The organism is Curvibacter cyanobacteriorum, from assembly GCF_028649475.1.
GTDB lineage: Bacteria > Pseudomonadota > Gammaproteobacteria > Burkholderiales > Burkholderiaceae_C > Curvibacter > Curvibacter cyanobacteriorum.
This window is the reverse complement of the sequence record NZ_JAQSIP010000004.1, coordinates 47,750-63,730: the sequence shown is the minus strand read 5'-3', so window position 1 is coordinate 63,730 and position 15,981 is coordinate 47,750. Positions and strand designations below refer to the sequence as shown.

Sequence of the window (15,981 nt, the reverse complement as noted above, 5' to 3'; positions counted from 1 at the left end):
GGGGCAACGACAATCAGCGCATGCCCCACACCGATCCCCTGGACGACCAACCTCCCTTCACCTTCGACGAGCAGGCCCCGGCCAGCCCCGCTGCCGAGCACCCCTACGAAAGGCTGACCCCGGACACCGTGCTGGACGCGCTGGCCCAGATCGGCCTGCACGGCGACGGCCGCCTGATGGCCTTGTCCTCGTACGAGAACCGCGTCTACGACGTGCAACTCGAGTCACCCGTGCAGGGGCACGACCGGGTGGTGTGCAAGTTCTACCGCCCCGGGCGCTGGAGCGAGGCGCAGATCCTCGAAGAACACCGCTTCTCGGCCCAGCTCAGTGCCGCCGAAGTGCCGGCGGTGGGCCCGCTGCAGATCGAGGGCCGCAGCCTGCACCACCACAGCGGCTTCGCGTTTTCGGTCAGCCCGCGCCGGGGTGGCCGCCAGCCCGAGCTGGACGATTTCGAGGTGCTCGAATGGACCGGGCGCTTCCTGGCGCGCCTGCACCAGGTGGGCGCGCAGCAGGCGTTTGAGGCCCGCCCGGCGCTGGACCTGGCCAGCTTTGGCTGGGCCGCGCGCGACAGCCTGCTGCAGTCCAACGCCCTGCCCGCCGACGCCGCCGGCCCCTGGCTGGCGGCCTGCAACGAGGCGCTGGCGCGCATCGCGGCCCACCCGGCCTGCGACCCGGTGAACGGGCACTTCCGCGCCGATGCACTGAAGCTGATCCGCCTGCACGGCGACTGCCACCCGGGCAACATCCTCTGGACCCCGACCGAGCTGCCCGAGGGCGGCCCGCACTTTGTCGACCTCGACGACGCGCGCAGCGGCCCCGCGGTGCAAGACCTGTGGATGCTGCTGTCGGGCGACCGCGCGCAGCAGACCGGCCAGCTCAGCGCCTTGCTCGAAGGCTATGAGCAGGTGCGCGACTTCGACCGCCGCGAGCTGGCCCTGATCGAGCCGCTGCGCACGCTGCGCCTGATCCACTACAGCGCCTGGCTGGCCAGCCGCTGGAGCGACCCCACGTTCCCGATCCACTTTCCCTGGTTTGGCAGCAGCGACTACTGGCAGGGTCAGACCCACCTGCTGCACGACCAGCTCGAAGCCCTGGACGCCGAGCCGCTGTGGGCCTGAGCCCGCGGCGCAGCCCCCCGCGCGAGCCTCAGACCACGCCGCGCAAGGCGAGCTCGACCATGTCGATCTCGCGGATCAGCAGGCGCAGGGTGTCGTCGTTGATCTGGTGGCGCCCGCGCAGCGCGTACAGGGCCTCGCGCTCGGCCTGCAGCACGTGCAGGCGCAGGCCCTTCTCCAACCCCAGCACGCTCTGCGACACGGCGCGCCCGGCCTCGTCACCGGCCACCTCGGTCAGGCGGTGCTGGTAGAGGTGGCGCACGCGCAGGCGCACCTTGTCGATCAGGGCCGCCTGTGCGGCGGCCTCGTCCCCCAAGTGGCGGGCCACCAGGCCTTCGGGCACCTGCTCCAGCGCCAGCAGGGCGGCGCGCAAGGCGCGCTTGCGGGCCCAGCGCTGCTCCAGGTGCGGTCGGCCCGGGCCTGCCGCGGCGTGCAGGCGGCGCAGCAACCAGGGCAGGCCCAGGCTGCCTCCGAGCAGCGAAATGACGATGATGGCGGTGGTCTGGAACACCAGCAGGTCGCGCGCCGGAAACGGTGCGCCTGAGTTCAGCCACAGCGGCAGCCCCAGCACCGCGGCCAGCGTGATGCCGCCGCGGATGCCACCGAGCGAGGCCACCGCCACCCAGCTCAGCGGCACCGGGCGCAGCCCGCCACGGCGCCAGCGCCGAGGCAGCAAGGACGGCAGCCCCACGCCCATCAGCAGGGTGCCAAAGCGCACCGCCAGCAGGGACAAGGCAATCACCAAGGTGCTGCCCAGCAGCGGCCCCAGCGCCTGCCCCGGGTGCATGCGCGCACCCGCGGCCTGCAGGTCCTGCAAAGGCTCTTGCAGGTTCTGCAGCAGCTCGGGCACCTGCTGGCCCAGCAACACGAACACCAGGCCGGTGAAGGCAAAACGGATCACCTCCCAGGTGCCCTGGGCCTGCACATGGAAGGCGTTGAAGCGCGTGCTGCGCAGGTCGAGCAGGCTGGCACTCATGCCCGCCGCCACCGCGGCCAACACCCCCGACAGGCCCAGGTGCTCAGCGACCAGGTACGGCGCAAAAGGCATCAGCAGGATCAACAGCACGGAGGGCCCCGCGGCCTCGCCCTCGCGCCAGAACAGAAAGCGGTCATGCACCCAGGCAAAGGCGCGGCTGAACAGCCACCCCACCAGCACCCCGCCGCCCGACATCCACAGCAGGTCCCAGCCCGCCTCGCGCCACGAGAACTGCTGCGTCAGCGTGGCCGCCACCGCGAACTTGACCGCCACCAGCGCCGAGGCGTCGTTCATCAGCGACTCGCCCTCCAGCACGTTCTGCAGGCGCGCGGGCATGGGGTGGCGCTGCGACACGGCCGAGACCGCCACCGCGTCGGTCGGCGACAGCACCGCGGCGAGCACAAAGGCCACCGACAGCGGCATGGCGGGCAGGATCCAGTGGATGATGTGGCCGACCACCAGCACGGTGATCAGCACCAGGCCCACGGCCAGCATCAGGATGGGCCAGCGGTTGGCGCCAAACTCGCGCTTGGGCATCTGCCAGCCGTCGGCAAACAGCATCGGCGGGATCAGCAGCATGAAGGTGGCGGCGTCGATCTCGACCCGCAGGCCCGACACCGGCCAGGCTGCGAGGGCGCCGAGCGCGAGTTGCAACAAGGGCTGCGGCAGGCGCGGCCAGAAGCGCGTCACCACGCCGGAACAGGCCACCAGCGCGAGCAAGGCCAAAAGAGAGAGAACAGTCTGCATCGGAACACCCAGTCACTGCCCGCGCAGCGCGGGCCCGTGCACTGTAGTCGCCGCCGTCGCGCCGACGCATGCGCCCGAGATGAAAAGGCCGCAAAGACGGCGCCAACTTTGTTACAAAGTGCACCGCCGACGGGGCACCTGAGCCGCCGGCGCGGACGCGCCCGCCGGGGGTGGATCGGGGGTGGATCAGGGCCGGTTCAACGCGGGTTCAGCCTGGGCTCAGGGCCCACCCAAGCCGCGTTCAAGCCGCGTTCAAGCCACGTTCAAGCCGCACTCAAACCACGCTCAGGGCGGCCGCCAGGCGCAGCAGGCTGGCGTCGGAGCCCACCGGCCCGATCAGGGACAGACCGATCGGCGCCCCCGCCTCGGCCTGGACGGCGCCCGGCACGGACACCTGCGGGCAGCCCGCCAAACCCGCCGCACACAGCAGGTTGATGGCGCGGTTGCGGTAGTCCTCCAAGGCCGACTCGGGGGCGCTGCGCAGCGGCGCCACGTCGGGCATGGTGGGCAGGATCAACACGCCGTCAGCGCCCAGCAGCGCCGCCAGGTGGGCCTGGTAGGCGCGCCGGAAGGCCTGCGCCTGGGCCACCTGGGCATCGGTCACGGCACGCGACCAGGCAAAGCGCTCGGCCACACCCGGGCCCAGCGGCGGCGCGTAGCGCTCGATCAGCGGGCCATCGGTGACCCAGGCCTCACGGCCTTGCAGGTAACGGAAGTGCCAGTACATGGCCTCCAGCGAGTCGAGCACCGCGGCGCTGTCGGCGGCCGGGCCCCACAGGGCCTGGGCGCGCTCGAACAGCGGCGTCACCGCGGCCACGGCCGCGGGCGCGACCAGGGCCCACAGGTCCAGCGGCTTGAGCAGGCGCGGACGGGCCGGCAGCGGGGTGGCGTCGGGGCCGAGCAGCACCTCGCCGACGCGACAAAAAGTGTCGGCCTCGCGGGCAAAGAAGCCACAGGTGTCAAAGCTCGGCGCCAGGTCCAGCGCACCGGCCAGCGAGATGCGGCCGTGGCTGGGGCGCAGGCCGTACAGGCCACAGTGACTGGCTGGGGCGCGCACCGAGCCACCGGTGTCGGTGCCCAGGGCAAAGTCGGCCAGGTGGTTGGACACGGCCGAGGCCGAGCCCGACGACGAGCCGCCCGAGATGCGGTCCGGCGCGGCGCCATTGATCGGGGCGCCAAAGTGGGCGTTGTTGCCGTTCATGGAGAAGGCCAGCTCGTCGGTGACGGTCTTGCCCACCAGCGCAGCGCCGGCGTCGAGCAAGGCCTGCACCGTGGGGGCCGTGCGGGTCTTGATGCCCGACAGGGCCAGCACGATGGGGTTGCCGCCGCCGGTGGGGTAGCCGGCGATGTCAAACAGGTCCTTGACCGCGAAACGCAGGCCGGTCAGGGGACCGGTGGACGCGTGGGCCACCGGCACATCGGGATAGGGCACGAAGGCGTGCGCCGGGTCATGCAAGGGCATGGGGTTCTTCTCCAACTGGGGGCAAGGGGGCCGCGGGGGTGGCCGGGCCGGCATGGAAGCAGCGCACGCGGTGGCCCAGGCTGCCCGAGTGGACCACCTCGCGCGCCTCGGGCTGGGCTTGGCGGCACAGGTCGCTGGCGCGGCTGCAGCGCTCGGCAAACGAGCAGCCGGCGGGCAGGTTGGCCAGGTCCGGTGGCGAGCCCCCGATGGTCTGCAGGCGCTGGCCCGGCGTCATCGCGCCGTGCGATCGGCTGCCCAGCAGGGCCTGCGTGTAGGGGTGTTGCGGGCGGTGGATCAGCTCGCGCACCGTGCCCTCTTCGACGATGCGGCCGCCGTACATGACGGCCACCCGATCGGCCACCTCAACCGCGGCGCCGATGTCGTGGGTGACAAAAATCACCGACAGGCCCAGCTCGCGCTGCAACTCGCGCAGCAAGAGCAGGATCTGGATCTGCACCGTGGCGTCGAGCGCCGTGGTGGGCTCGTCGGCCAGCAGCAGCTGGGGACGGCAGGCCAGGGCCAGCGCGATCATGGCGCGCTGGCGCATGCCGCCCGACATCTCGTGCGGGTAGGCCTGCAAGCGGCGCTCGGGGCTCGGAATGCGCACCTGCTCAAACAGGGCCAGCGCCCGCTGGTGGGCCTGGGCCTGGCTGACGCTCGGGTCGTGGCGGCGGATGGATTCGATGATCTGCGCACCCACCGGGTACACCGGGTCGAGCGCCAGCAGGGGCTCCTGGAAGATCATCGAGGTGGTCTTGCCGCGGTAGTCGCACAGCTCGCGCGAGCCCATGCCCAGCACGTCGCGCCCACCGACCAGCACCCGGCCGCTCATCTTCGTTCGGCGCTCGGGGTGCAGGCGCAGCAGGGTGCGCAGCGTGACGCTCTTGCCCGAACCAGACTCGCCGATCAGGGCCACCACCTGGCCGCGCGGCACGCTGAGGGTGACGCCGCTGACGGCCTGCACCGGCTTGCGGCCGCCCGTGAAGGTGACGCACAGGTCTTCGATCTGCACCAGCGGTGCATCGTCGCTCGCGCCGGCGGACAGGGTCTTGGGGTCAGCGCTCATGCCAGGGCCTCTTTCGCGATGAACAGGTTTTGCGGGTCGTGCAGCGAGCGCTGCGGCGCGCGCGGGTGGCCGCTGCCCAGCTCGTGCATCAGGCAGGCCACCACATGGTGCTCACCGGCCAGGCTGCGCGCCGGGGTGCGGGTCGAGCAGACCGGGTCGGCCATCGGGCAGCGCGGGTGAAAGCGGCAGCCCGGGGGCGGGTTGATCGGGTTGGGCGGGTCGCCGGTGAGGGCCGGTGCCTCGGTGCGGTGGTCAGGGTCCATCGAGGGCACCGACGACAGCAGCGCGCGGGTGTAGGGGTGGGCGGGGTTGTCAAACAGATCGCCTGCGGGGCCCACCTCGGCGACCTCGCCGAGGTACATCACCAGCACGCGGTCGCTCATGTAGCGCACCACGTTGAGGTCGTGGCTGATGAAGACATAGGTCAGGCCGAACTCTTCCTTGAGGTCCAACAGCAGGTTGAGCACCTGGCTCTCGACCGACTTGTCGAGCGCCGACACCGCCTCGTCGAGGATCAGCAGGCGCGGGCGCAGCGCGAGGGCGCGCGCGATGTTGATACGCTGGCGCTGCCCCCCCGACAGCTCGTGCGGGTAGCGGCCTGCAAAGCGCGCAGGCTCCAGGCCGACGCGCGCCAGCAGGTCGTGCGCACGGCGCATCGACTCCTCGGCCGACACGCCATGCACCTGCGGCCCGAAGGCGATCGAGTCTTCGATGGTCAGGCGCGGGTTGAGCGACGCATAGCTGTCCTGGAACACCATCTGCACCTGGCGGCGGAACTCTTTCAGCGGCAGGTCGCGGCTGCCCACGGTGCGGCCGTCAAACACGATCTCGCCGGCGGTCGGCTCCATCAGCTGCATCAGCAGGCGGGCGGTGGTGGACTTGCCACAACCGGACTCGCCCACCACGCCCAGGGTCTCGCCCTTGAGCACCTCGAAGGTCACGCCATCGACCGCGCGCACCTGGCCGGTGGCACGACCGAACAGGCCGCCCTTGAGGGGAAAGTGTTTGACCAGGCCGCGCACCGTCAACAGGGGCTGGGCCGGGCCGCCCACGTCGGAGGCGGGATCGGTGTCGCCGGTCTTGGGAAGGGAGTGCCAAGTGCTCATGATCAGCCTTTGTTGTCCATGGCCGAACGCAGGCCGTCCGACAGCAGGTTGAAGGCCACCGAGGTGATGAAGATCATCACGCCCGGCAGGGCCGCCACCGCGGGTTGGGTGTAGATGGCCGTGCGCAGGGTGTTGAGCATCAGACCCCACTCGGGCTCGGGCGGCTTGACGCCCAGGCCCAGAAAGCTCAGACCGCTGGCCAGGATCATGGAGACCGAGATCAGGCTGGTGGCATAGACAAAAATCGGTCCCAGCACATTGCCCAGCACATGCACGCGCACGATGGTGATGGGCCCGGCGCCCGAGGCTCGGGCGGCGTCCACGTAGTCGCGACTGCGCACCTGGGTGGTCACCGCCTCGGCCACGCGGGCAATCTGCGGCACAAAGACCACCGTCAGCGCCACCAACGAGTTGAGGATGCCGGCGCCCAGCGCGCCCGACAAAGCGATCGCCAGCAGCACCGAGGGGAAGGCGTAGAACACGTCGATGGTGCGCATGATCACGGTGTTGACCGGACCGCCGGCATAGCCCGCCACCAGGCCGATCACCGAGCCCACCACAAACGCGCACAGCACCGGGGCCAGGCCCATGAAGAGCGACAGGCGCGCGCCAATCATCAGGCGCGACAGCATGTCGCGGCCCAGCTCGTCGGTGCCCAGGGGGAAGCCGGGCGTGCCCAGCGGCTTGAGGCGCTTGAGCATCGAGGCCGCGTACGGGTCGGCCGGGGTGATCCACGGGCCCAGGGCGGCCATCAGCAACAGGAGGATGACCACCACGCCAGCGGCCATGGCGACGCGGTCACGCAGCAGGCGTTGCAGCACCGACTGCCAGTAACCGGGCGACTGCAGCACCGGCTCGGGCAGCGTGCGCTGACGCGGAGCAAGGGTTGAGGACATGGGCAAAGTTCCTTGAAAGGGGGGCAGCGTCAGGCGCGCGCGATGCGCGGGTCCAGCAGGGTTTGCAGCACATCCACGATCAGGTTGAGCAGCACAAAGAACAGGGCCAGCACGAGGATGGTGCCCTGCAGCAGCGGCAGGTCGCGCTGGAAGATGGCCGAGTTCAGCAAGAAGCCGGTGCCAGGCCAGGAGAACACGGTCTCGATCAGGATCGAGCCGCCCAGCAGGTAGCCCAGTTGCAGGCCCATCACGGCCAGCGCCGTGGGGGCGGCGTTCTTCAGCAGGTGGCGGAACACGCCCAGCTGGGTCAGGCCCTTGGCGCGCAGGCCAATGATGAACTCCTGCTCCAGGATCTCGGCCACCAGGGCGCGCACGGTGCGCGAGATGATGCCCATCGGGATCACCGACATGGTCAGCGCGGGCAACACCATGAACTTCAGGTGCTCCCAGTCCCAGGCCCAGCCTTCCGAGCCCGAGGGCCCGGCGCCCGTGGCTGGCAACCACATCAGGGTGGACGAGAAGATGATGACCATCACCATGCCCAGCCAGTAGTGCGGCACGCTGACGCCCAGCACCGACACCAGCGAGGCCAGTTTGTCGAGCCAGGAGTTGCGGAAGAAGCCCGCCACAAAGCCAAACAAGCTGCCCAGCACAAAGCCGATGGTGGTGGCCAGCACGGCCAGGCGCAGGGTGTTGCCCACCGCCTTGATGACCTCATCGGCCACCGGGCGACCGGTGGCAATCGAGGTGCCCAGGTCGCCCTGGGCAGCCCGCCACAGCCAGAGCCCGAACTGCTCGGGGTAGCTGCGGTCGAAGCCGTACATCTGCCGCATTTGCGCCGCCAATTCAGCCGAAGCGTCGGGCGGCAGGATGGACACCAGCGGGTCGCCTGGCGCGAGGTGCACCAGGGCAAAACACACCAGCGACACCCCCAGCATGATGGGCAGGGCGTAACTCAGGCGGCGCAAAAGGTAGGTCAGCATGTCGGGCTTCCGGCGGGGACGGGGGTCAGTCCAGGGTCATGGTGGCGATGTCGATGAACCAGCTGCGCGGTTGCACCACGTTCTTCACCTTGGCCGACATGGCGCGCGGGCCGACGTCGTGAGCGATCCACACAAAGGGCGCTTCGTCCACGATGCGTGCATGCAACTTGGCCAGGGCGCCGTCACGGGCCTTGTCATCGAAGGTGGTCCGGGCATCCGAGACCAGCTTGTCGATCTCGGCGTTGCCGAAGTAGCCCCAGTTGTTGGACACCGGCGGGAAGGTCTTGGTGCTGACGAAGCGCACCATGGCAAAGAACGGGTCCATCGCGGCAAAGCTCACGTTGATGGCGTTGGTGCCGTTGGCCGACGGGTCCTTGGCCCCCTTGCGCCAGTTGGTGAACAGGGTGTTCCACTCGATGACGTCGAACTGCACGTCGAAGTAGCAGGCCTTGAGCGACTGCTGGACAAATTCGTTCATCGGCAGCGGCTGCATCTGCCCCGAGCCCGAGGCCGAGATCTGCACCTTCACCTTGACCGGCTTGGCGGCGCTGAAACCGGCTTGCGTCATCAGGGCCTGGGCGGCCTTGACGTCGTACTTGATGTCAAACCCGGGGTTGCCCCACCAGGGGTGACCCGGGGCCACGGTGCCCTTGGGAACGGCCATGTTGCCCCCCAGCATCTGCTTCAGGCCTTCGCGGTCCACACACAGGTTGGCGGCTTGGCGCACGCGCTTGTCGAGCCAGGGCGAGCCTTCGGCAAACGACAGCTGCCACGGCCACACATGGGGCTGGGCGTTGGTGTAGATCTTGAAGCCGCGCTGCTTGATCTGGTCCATGGCGTCGGGCGCCGGGGCCTCGATCCAGTCGACCTGGCCCGACAGCAGGGCGGCGGTGCGGGCATTGGCTTCGGGCATCGGCACCATCACGACCTTGTCGATCTTGGGCGTGCGCTTGGGGTCCCAGTACGCCTTGTTGGCGGCCACTTCAAGGCGCTCGCGCGGCACGAAGCGGGTCATGTGGAAGGGGCCGGTGCCCGAGGCATCGGCGGCGAACGCGGCCCAGGCCTGCTTGCTGCGCTCTGCGGTGTCGGTGACGCTGGCGGGCACGGCCTTGAGCTTGGCTTCCCAGTGCGCGGGCGAGGCCATGAACAGGTTGGTCAGGTTGATCGGCAGGAAGGAATCGGGCTCGCCCGTGGTCAACTCGACGGTCAGGTCGTCGATCTTGCGGGCCGACTTCAGGGTCGGCATGCGCGAGGCGGTCACTCCAACCTGGCTGGCGTCGAACTGCGGGGCCTCCTTGTCGAGCACCTTGCGCACGTTCCAGACCACGGCGTCGGCGTTGAAGGCCGAGCCGTCATGGAACTTGACGCCGGGGCGCAGCTTGAACACCCACTTGGTCTTGTCCTTGGCGTCCACCGCCCAGCTCAGCGCCAAGCCCGGGATCAGCACGCTGGGGGCATCGGCCTTGGACAGGTCCCATTGCGTCAGCGCGTCGTACATCGGGATGCCGGTGAAGCGGTTGCCTTCAAACCCCTGGTCCGGCTGACCCAGCGTGCGCGGGATGTCGCCCGCCGTCATGGCGATGCGCAGGACCTTCTCCTGGGCTTGGGCGCCGGAGGCGATCAGCGCAGCGGCCAGCAAGGTCAGAGAAGCCGGGCGCTTAAGCCAGGTCAGTGCGGTACGGGTTGCCAAGCGATTCATGAAGTGCTCCTGCGAACAAAAGAAAGAAGAGCCACACAAACCGCAAGTAACATGCCAACGTTTTGACACCAAGTGGCGCCCCAACCCGGCCGCCGCTGTGCATACAGCCCCGGCTTGGTGCCACCCCCTGCAACCCATTTGCATGCACCGCGCCCCAGCACGGCGCACCCAACCGGAGCCCTGCCATGCACCCGGCCTTCAACCTGGCCCGCTTTGACCTCATTTCGGTGCGCCTGGCCGTGGCCTGCGCGCACCAGGGCAGCCTGACCGCCGCGGCCCGTGACAACCACCTTGCGCTGGCCGCCGCGAGCCGCCGCATCCGTGAACTGGAGGACGCGCTGGGCCTGCCCCTGTTCGAGCGCCACGCCAAGGGGCTGACCCCCACGGCGGCGGGCCGCCTGTTCGTCAAACACGGGCTCAGCCTGCTGCAGACCATGGCCCAGCTGAGCCAGGAGCTCAGCGACCTGCGCCAGGGCATTGCGCGCCACATCCGCCTGTGCGCCAGCACCGCGGCCATCAACCAGTTCCTGCCGGCCCTGCTGGCCCGCTTCAGCGAGCAACACCCCCAGGTGCAGGTGGACCTCGAAGAGCAGGTGTCCGAGAGCGTGGTGGCCACGCTGCGCGAGGGCCGCGCCGACCTGGCGGTGTTTGTCGAGGGCCCGGACACCAGCGGCCTGCAGACCCAACATTTCCGCGACGACGAACTGATCCTGGTGCTGCCCAGCCAGCACCCGGTGGCGCTGGGCAGCCCGCCACGGCAGGCGGTGGCCTTCACCAGCCTGCTCGGTGAGCAGTGGATCAGCCTGGCCGCCGGGGCCGCGATGCTGCAGCAGCAGCAACAGGCCGCGCGCATCGCGGGCCAGCCGTTTCGCCTGCGCATGCAGGTGCGCAGCTTTGACGCGGTGTGCCACATGGTGGCCTCGGGCCTGGGGCTAGCGGTGCTGCCCAAAGCCGCCTCGCTGCCCATCGTGCGGGCCATGAAACTGGCCTGGCGCCCCCTGTCCGACCCCTGGGCACAACGCCGCCTGCTGGTCGGCACCTTGGACGGCCAGGTCGATGACGGTGTGGCGGCTTTGGTCCGTTTCTTGGTGGAAACACCCAATAAACCCGCGAACAAGGGGAAATTACACTGATGTCAACTTGAGTTAAGGTGCATCCACTACCCTCGCGTTACAGTTTGTACTGATCCGTCTGAGCCCCCGGGTCACGCTGACCCGGGCCCTGATCAACCGCCCAAGGGCCGCATGTCCACTGACGCCTTGATTCCTTTCGTCGACGAGGATCCGCCCGCCGGGCCGGCCCCCGCGACCCCGGTTGCGCCCATCCCCCAGCGGCTGCCCTGGCGCATCTTGATCGTGGACGACGACCGCGATGTGCACGAAAGCACCTCCTACGCGCTGCGCGGTCTGGAGATCGTGGGCCGCAAGCTGCAACTGCTGCACGCTTACTCCAGCGTCGAAGGGCTCGACGTGCTGCGCCAGGAGAGCGACGTGGCCGTCATCCTGCTCGACGTGGTGATGGAGACCGAGCACGCCGGCCTGGCCATGGTGGACAGCATCCGCAACGGGCTCAAGCTGCAGAACACGCGCATCATCCTGCGCACCGGCCAGCCGGGTCAGGCGCCCGAGATCGAGACCATCCGCCAGTACGACATCAACGATTACAAGACCAAAAGCGAACTCACGCGGGGCAAGCTCTACGCCACACTGACCGCGGCCATCCGGTCCTACGACCAGTTGCGGCGCCTCGACGCCAGCCGCCGTGGGCTGGAAAAGATCGTCGCCGCCAGCCACCACTTCATCGCCGAGCAAGGCCTGCAGACCTTTGCCGAGGGCGTGATCACCCAGATGGCCAGCCTCATGGGCCTGGACCCCGAAGGCCTGGTCTGCGCCAGCGTCATGCCCACCAGCCCGGGCGAGGCCGCCGGGGACTACATCGTGATCGCCGCGGCGGGCCCCTACAGCCACCTGATGCAAAAGCGCATCACCGACATCGACAACCCCGACATCGTGGCCCAGTTGACCCGCAGCCTGACCGAGCGGCGCAGCGTGGTGGGCCACAACAGTCTGACGCTGTTCTTTGCCGGCCGGGACCAACAGGACTTTGCGGCCTTTGTCGCGGCGTCCCAGCCCCTGCGCGAGGTGGACCACCATCTGCTGGAGGTGTTCTGCACCAACATCGCGCTGTGCGCCTCCAACGTCACGCTGTTTGACCGCCTGCGCAACGTGGCCTTTGTGGACCGCCTGCTGGGCCTGCCCAACCGGGCGGCACTGATCCAGCACCTCGACGACCTGGGCCACGACGACAAGCTGGCCGACATGGTGCTGGCCAAGATCGACGTCGACCAGTTCGCCGAAACCAATGACATGTTCGGCCACCGCTATGGCGACCTGCTGCTGGGCGCCATCGGCCAGCGCCTGACCGAGCAACTGTCGGAACGCTGCTTCATCGCCCGCGTCGCGGGCAACACCTTCGCCATCGTGGGCCACCACCAGTGGGTCAACCCCGAGACCCTCAAGCCGCTGTTCGACGAGCCCTTTGTGGTCGAAGAAATCGACCGTCGCCTGTCGGTCTGCATGAGCCTGGTGCGCTGCGACGAGGTGCCGTTCCTCAATGGCCACGAACTGCTCAAGGACGCCTCGATCGCGATGAAGCGGGCCAAGGCCGGCGGTCAGGGCCGCATCGAGTACTTCACCCCCGCGCTGGGCGCGGACTCCAAGGAACGCACCCGGCTGCTGCACGGCCTGCACCGCGCCTTTGACCATGACCGCCTGTTCCTGGTCTACCAACCCCAGGTGTCGCTGACCACTGGCGAGGTGCTGGGCGTGGAAGCCCTGCTGCGCTGGCGGGCCGAGGACGGCACCATGGTGCCGCCCGATCGCTTCATCCCGGTGGCCGAGCGCTCGGGCCTCATCGTCAACCTGGGCACCTGGGTGCTGCGCACCGCGCTGTACGACCTGGGCCGCTTGCATGCACAGGGCTTTGCCCGCTTGCGCATGGCGGTCAACGTGTCGGCGGTGCAGTTCAGCCAACCCGACTTCCTGGACATCCTCGACGAAGCCCTGCGCGACAACCCCCGCGTGGCACCGGAACGGCTGGAGCTGGAAATCACCGAGTCGGTGGCCATGGTCGGCATGGAGCGCGTGGCGGCGCTGATGCGCGAGGTGCAGTCACGCCAGGTGGCGGTGGCGATCGACGACTTTGGCACCGGCTTCTCGTCGCTGTCCTACCTCGACTGCCTGCCCGCCGACCGGCTGAAGATCGACCGCGCCTTCATCAACCTGCTGGACACCGAACGCCCCGGGGCGCGCATCGCCCGCATGATCGTGCCGCTGGGCCACCAACTGGGCATGAAGGTGCTGGCCGAAGGCGTGGAGACCGAGAGCCAGGCCAACATCCTGCGTGAACTGGGCTGCGACGAGGCCCAGGGCTACCGCTATGCGCGCCCCATGCCGTTGGATGAGCTGTTGAGCTGGCTGCAACAACAACCGCCCCGCCCATGACCCTGGCCGACGCGCAGCCCCCGCGTCGAGGCCGTCGGGCCATCGACCTGGGCGGGCGCTGGAGCGGCCCGCCATGAGGCTCGCACGGTGGTGGCGCGGACGCCGCGAATGGCGGCTGCGCAGCACCCTGAGCGGCCTGCAGTTCCTCACCAGCCTGATCACTTTTTTGCTGGTGGGCTCGGCCATCCTGGCGGTGCGCATCCCGCTGATGGAACAGGACGCGCGCGACCAGGTGGCCCACGAAGCCCGGGTCTTTGCCGCCCGCGAGGACCTGCTGCTGAGCGGGATCGAAGAACGCCTGGGTGTGCTGGCCAGCGCCCTGCCCCAGCTCGGCCCCCGCGGCGTCAGCACCTTGCTGAACCAGGCCGCGGGCCAGGGGGTGGTGTTCCGCGCGCTGTATGTGCTGGATGGGCAAGGCCGGATCGAAGCCTTCGGCCTGCCCCCCGTGCTGCGCCTGCAAGGCGAAGCATTGCGGCAGCAGGACCTGTCGGCCACCCCGCTGGTGCAACTGGGCCTGCACCGCCAACAGCTGCTGTGGGACGACCAGCACCGCTCGGTCCTCAACGGTGACCCGGTGCTGGGCCTGGTGCTGCCCCTGCCCGACCAGCGCCTGCTGCTGGCCGAGGTGCCCACCCGCTACCTGCTGGACGACTTGTCCCAGCTGCCCGATGACGGCATGCGCAGCGCGGCCAACCCCGTGGAGGTGTGGGTCATCAACGCCGCGGGCCTGGTGATTGCCGACTCCGACCAGCAGCGCGGCGTGGGCCGCACCCAGCTGAAAGACTGGCCCCTGCTGCAAGCGCTGCGCGAGGGCCAGCCACCCACCGGCCCGGCGCGCCTGGTGCATGGCGGCCAGAGCCTGCATGTGGCGGTTGAGCGCTCGCACCTGATCAACTGGGTCTATGTGGCGCGCACCCCCACAGGGCTGGCCAACCCGCGGGTGCGGGGCTCGGTGATCTCGCTGGCGGCCGCGTTCGTGGGCACCTTGCTGGTCGGTCTGTTGCTGACGCCGTTCTGGGCTTCGGGCCTGGTGCGGGCGCTGCGGGCCATCGTGCTGCAAGCCCACCGCGTGGCGGCGGGCCACCGCACCGGGCGCTGGCCCCGCGGCCGGGTGCTGGAGTTCAACCGCCTCAGCGCCGACCTGCAAACCATGGCCGAACGGCTCAAGGAGCGCGAGGACAAGCGACTCTTGCTGTTCAACACCGCGCCGATCCCGATGGTGGTGAGCGACCTGGACCAGAACGGCCTGATCCTCGAGGTCAACGACGCCTGCGAGCGCCAGCTGGGCTACACGCGCGATCAAATGTGCGGCCGCCGCGGCATCGACCTGGGCCTGTGGCGCGACCTGGCGGCGCGCGACCAGCTGCTGAGCCTGGCCCGCCGCGAGGATGCGCAGCTCGAAACCGAGATGGTCTGCGCCGACGGCCACGTGATGCTGTGCCGGGTCAGCGTGCGGCAGGTGCAGCTGGGCCGGCAAGGCCTGACCATCTGGGCGCTGGAAGACATCACCGAACACCGCCAGGCCGAGCGGGCCCTGCAAGCCCTGAACCAGGACCTGGAGCAGCGCGTGGCCCAGCGCACCGAGGCCCTGCAACAGGCCAACGCCACGCTGGCCCAGACCGTGGAGCACCTGACCACCACCCGCAGCGAGCTGGTGCGGGCCGAGAAAATGGCCGCCCTCGGCAGCCTGGTGGCTGGCGTGGCCCACGAGCTCAACACGCCGCTGGGCAACAGCCTGATGGCCGTCTCCACGCTGCGCGACGAGGTGCGCCAGTTCCGCGACGGCCTGGCGCAGGGGCTGCGCCGATCGGCCCTGGAGGGCCTGCTCGACAGCGTGGACCAGGCCACCCGCATCAGCAGCCGCAACCTGGAACGTGCCGCCGAGCTGGTGACCAGCTTCAAGCAGGTCGCGGTGGACCAGACCAGCTCGCAGCGCCGGCGCTTCGAGCTCAACGAACTGGTGGCCGAAATCGTGCTGACGCTCAAGCCGAGCTTCCACCGCCTGCCCTACGAGATCGAGGTGCAGGTACCGCCAGGCCTGCTGCTGGACAGCTACCCCGGCCCGCTGGGCCAGGTGCTGACCAACCTGATCACCAACGCCATCACCCACGGGTTTGACGGCCGGGAGCAGGGCCGCATCCGGATCGTGGCCGAGGCCAGCCGCCACGGCGACGGCGTGATGCTGCGGGTGGAGGACGACGGCGTGGGCATCGCGCCCGAGCTGATCCAGCGCATCTTCGACCCCTTTGTGACCACCCGCATGGGGCGCGGCGGCACTGGCCTGGGGCTGAACATCGCCTACAACGCGGCGGTCAATGTGCTGGGGGGCGATTTGCAGGTCAGCAGCGCGCTGGGCCAGGGCAGCTGCTTCCGGCTGCGCCTGCCCTGGCAGGCGCCCGACCACGGCCCGGTCCCGGACAGCCGCTGA

11 protein-coding genes are annotated in these 15,981 nt (G+C 69.4%); 4 read left to right on the top strand and 7 right to left on the bottom strand.

Going from position 1 to position 15,981, the window contains the following annotated elements; genetic code table 11:
• The first annotated feature begins 20 nt into the window (after positions 1 to 20).
• On the top strand, positions 21 to 1,118 hold the full coding sequence (locus tag PSQ40_RS09860) for a serine/threonine protein kinase (RefSeq protein WP_273951218.1): 1,098 nt from the start codon (positions 21 to 23) through the stop codon (positions 1,116 to 1,118).
• Positions 1,119 to 1,146: 28 nt separating this feature from the next.
• Here the strand turns inward: PSQ40_RS09860 and PSQ40_RS09855 are convergent, their stop codons facing one another.
• The 7 genes from PSQ40_RS09855 to PSQ40_RS09825 all read right to left on the bottom strand — a co-directional run bounded on the left by PSQ40_RS09855 (position 1,147) and on the right by PSQ40_RS09825 (position 10,050).
• Entirely contained in the window at positions 1,147 to 2,838 is a 1,692-nt protein-coding gene (locus PSQ40_RS09855) for a Na+/H+ antiporter (RefSeq protein ID WP_273951217.1), read from the bottom strand.
• 274 nt (positions 2,839 to 3,112) lie between these two features.
• Positions 3,113 to 4,300, bottom strand: coding sequence for an amidase (locus PSQ40_RS09850; protein WP_273951216.1), 1,188 nt, complete (start codon positions 4,298 to 4,300; stop codon positions 3,113 to 3,115).
• On the bottom strand, positions 4,287 to 5,366 hold the full coding sequence (locus PSQ40_RS09845; protein WP_273951215.1) for an ABC transporter ATP-binding protein: 1,080 nt from the start codon (positions 5,364 to 5,366) through the stop codon (positions 4,287 to 4,289). Before PSQ40_RS09845 ends, PSQ40_RS09850 begins: the two co-directional genes overlap by 14 nt.
• Complete coding sequence (locus PSQ40_RS09840) at positions 5,363 to 6,472, bottom strand: ABC transporter ATP-binding protein (protein ID WP_273951214.1); 1,110 nt, start codon at positions 6,470 to 6,472, stop codon at positions 5,363 to 5,365. Before PSQ40_RS09840 ends, PSQ40_RS09845 begins: the two co-directional genes overlap by 4 nt.
• Before the next feature lie 2 nt (positions 6,473 to 6,474).
• On the bottom strand, positions 6,475 to 7,368 hold the full coding sequence (locus PSQ40_RS09835) for an ABC transporter permease (RefSeq protein ID WP_273951213.1): 894 nt from the start codon (positions 7,366 to 7,368) through the stop codon (positions 6,475 to 6,477).
• 29 nt (positions 7,369 to 7,397) lie between these two features.
• Positions 7,398 to 8,351, bottom strand: a complete 954-nt coding sequence (locus PSQ40_RS09830) for an ABC transporter permease (RefSeq protein WP_273951212.1) — start codon at positions 8,349 to 8,351, stop codon at positions 7,398 to 7,400.
• A 25-nt stretch (positions 8,352 to 8,376) separates the two neighbouring features.
• Positions 8,377 to 10,050, bottom strand: a complete 1,674-nt coding sequence (locus PSQ40_RS09825) for an ABC transporter substrate-binding protein (RefSeq protein WP_409338577.1) — start codon at positions 10,048 to 10,050, stop codon at positions 8,377 to 8,379.
• A 185-nt stretch (positions 10,051 to 10,235) separates the two neighbouring features.
• Between PSQ40_RS09825 and PSQ40_RS09820 the strand changes: the two genes are divergently transcribed.
• From PSQ40_RS09820 to PSQ40_RS09810, 3 genes are all read left to right on the top strand, one after another.
• A complete protein-coding gene (locus tag PSQ40_RS09820) occupies positions 10,236 to 11,183 on the top strand; it encodes a LysR substrate-binding domain-containing protein (protein ID WP_273951210.1) in 948 nt (315 codons plus the stop codon).
• 111 nt (positions 11,184 to 11,294) lie between these two features.
• Positions 11,295 to 13,553: an EAL domain-containing response regulator gene (locus PSQ40_RS09815; protein ID WP_273951209.1), complete on the top strand. Its 2,259-nt coding sequence runs from the start codon at positions 11,295 to 11,297 to the stop codon at positions 13,551 to 13,553.
• Positions 13,554 to 13,626: 73 nt separating this feature from the next.
• Positions 13,627 to 15,981, top strand: coding sequence for an ATP-binding protein (locus tag PSQ40_RS09810; protein ID WP_273951208.1), 2,355 nt, complete (start codon positions 13,627 to 13,629; stop codon positions 15,979 to 15,981).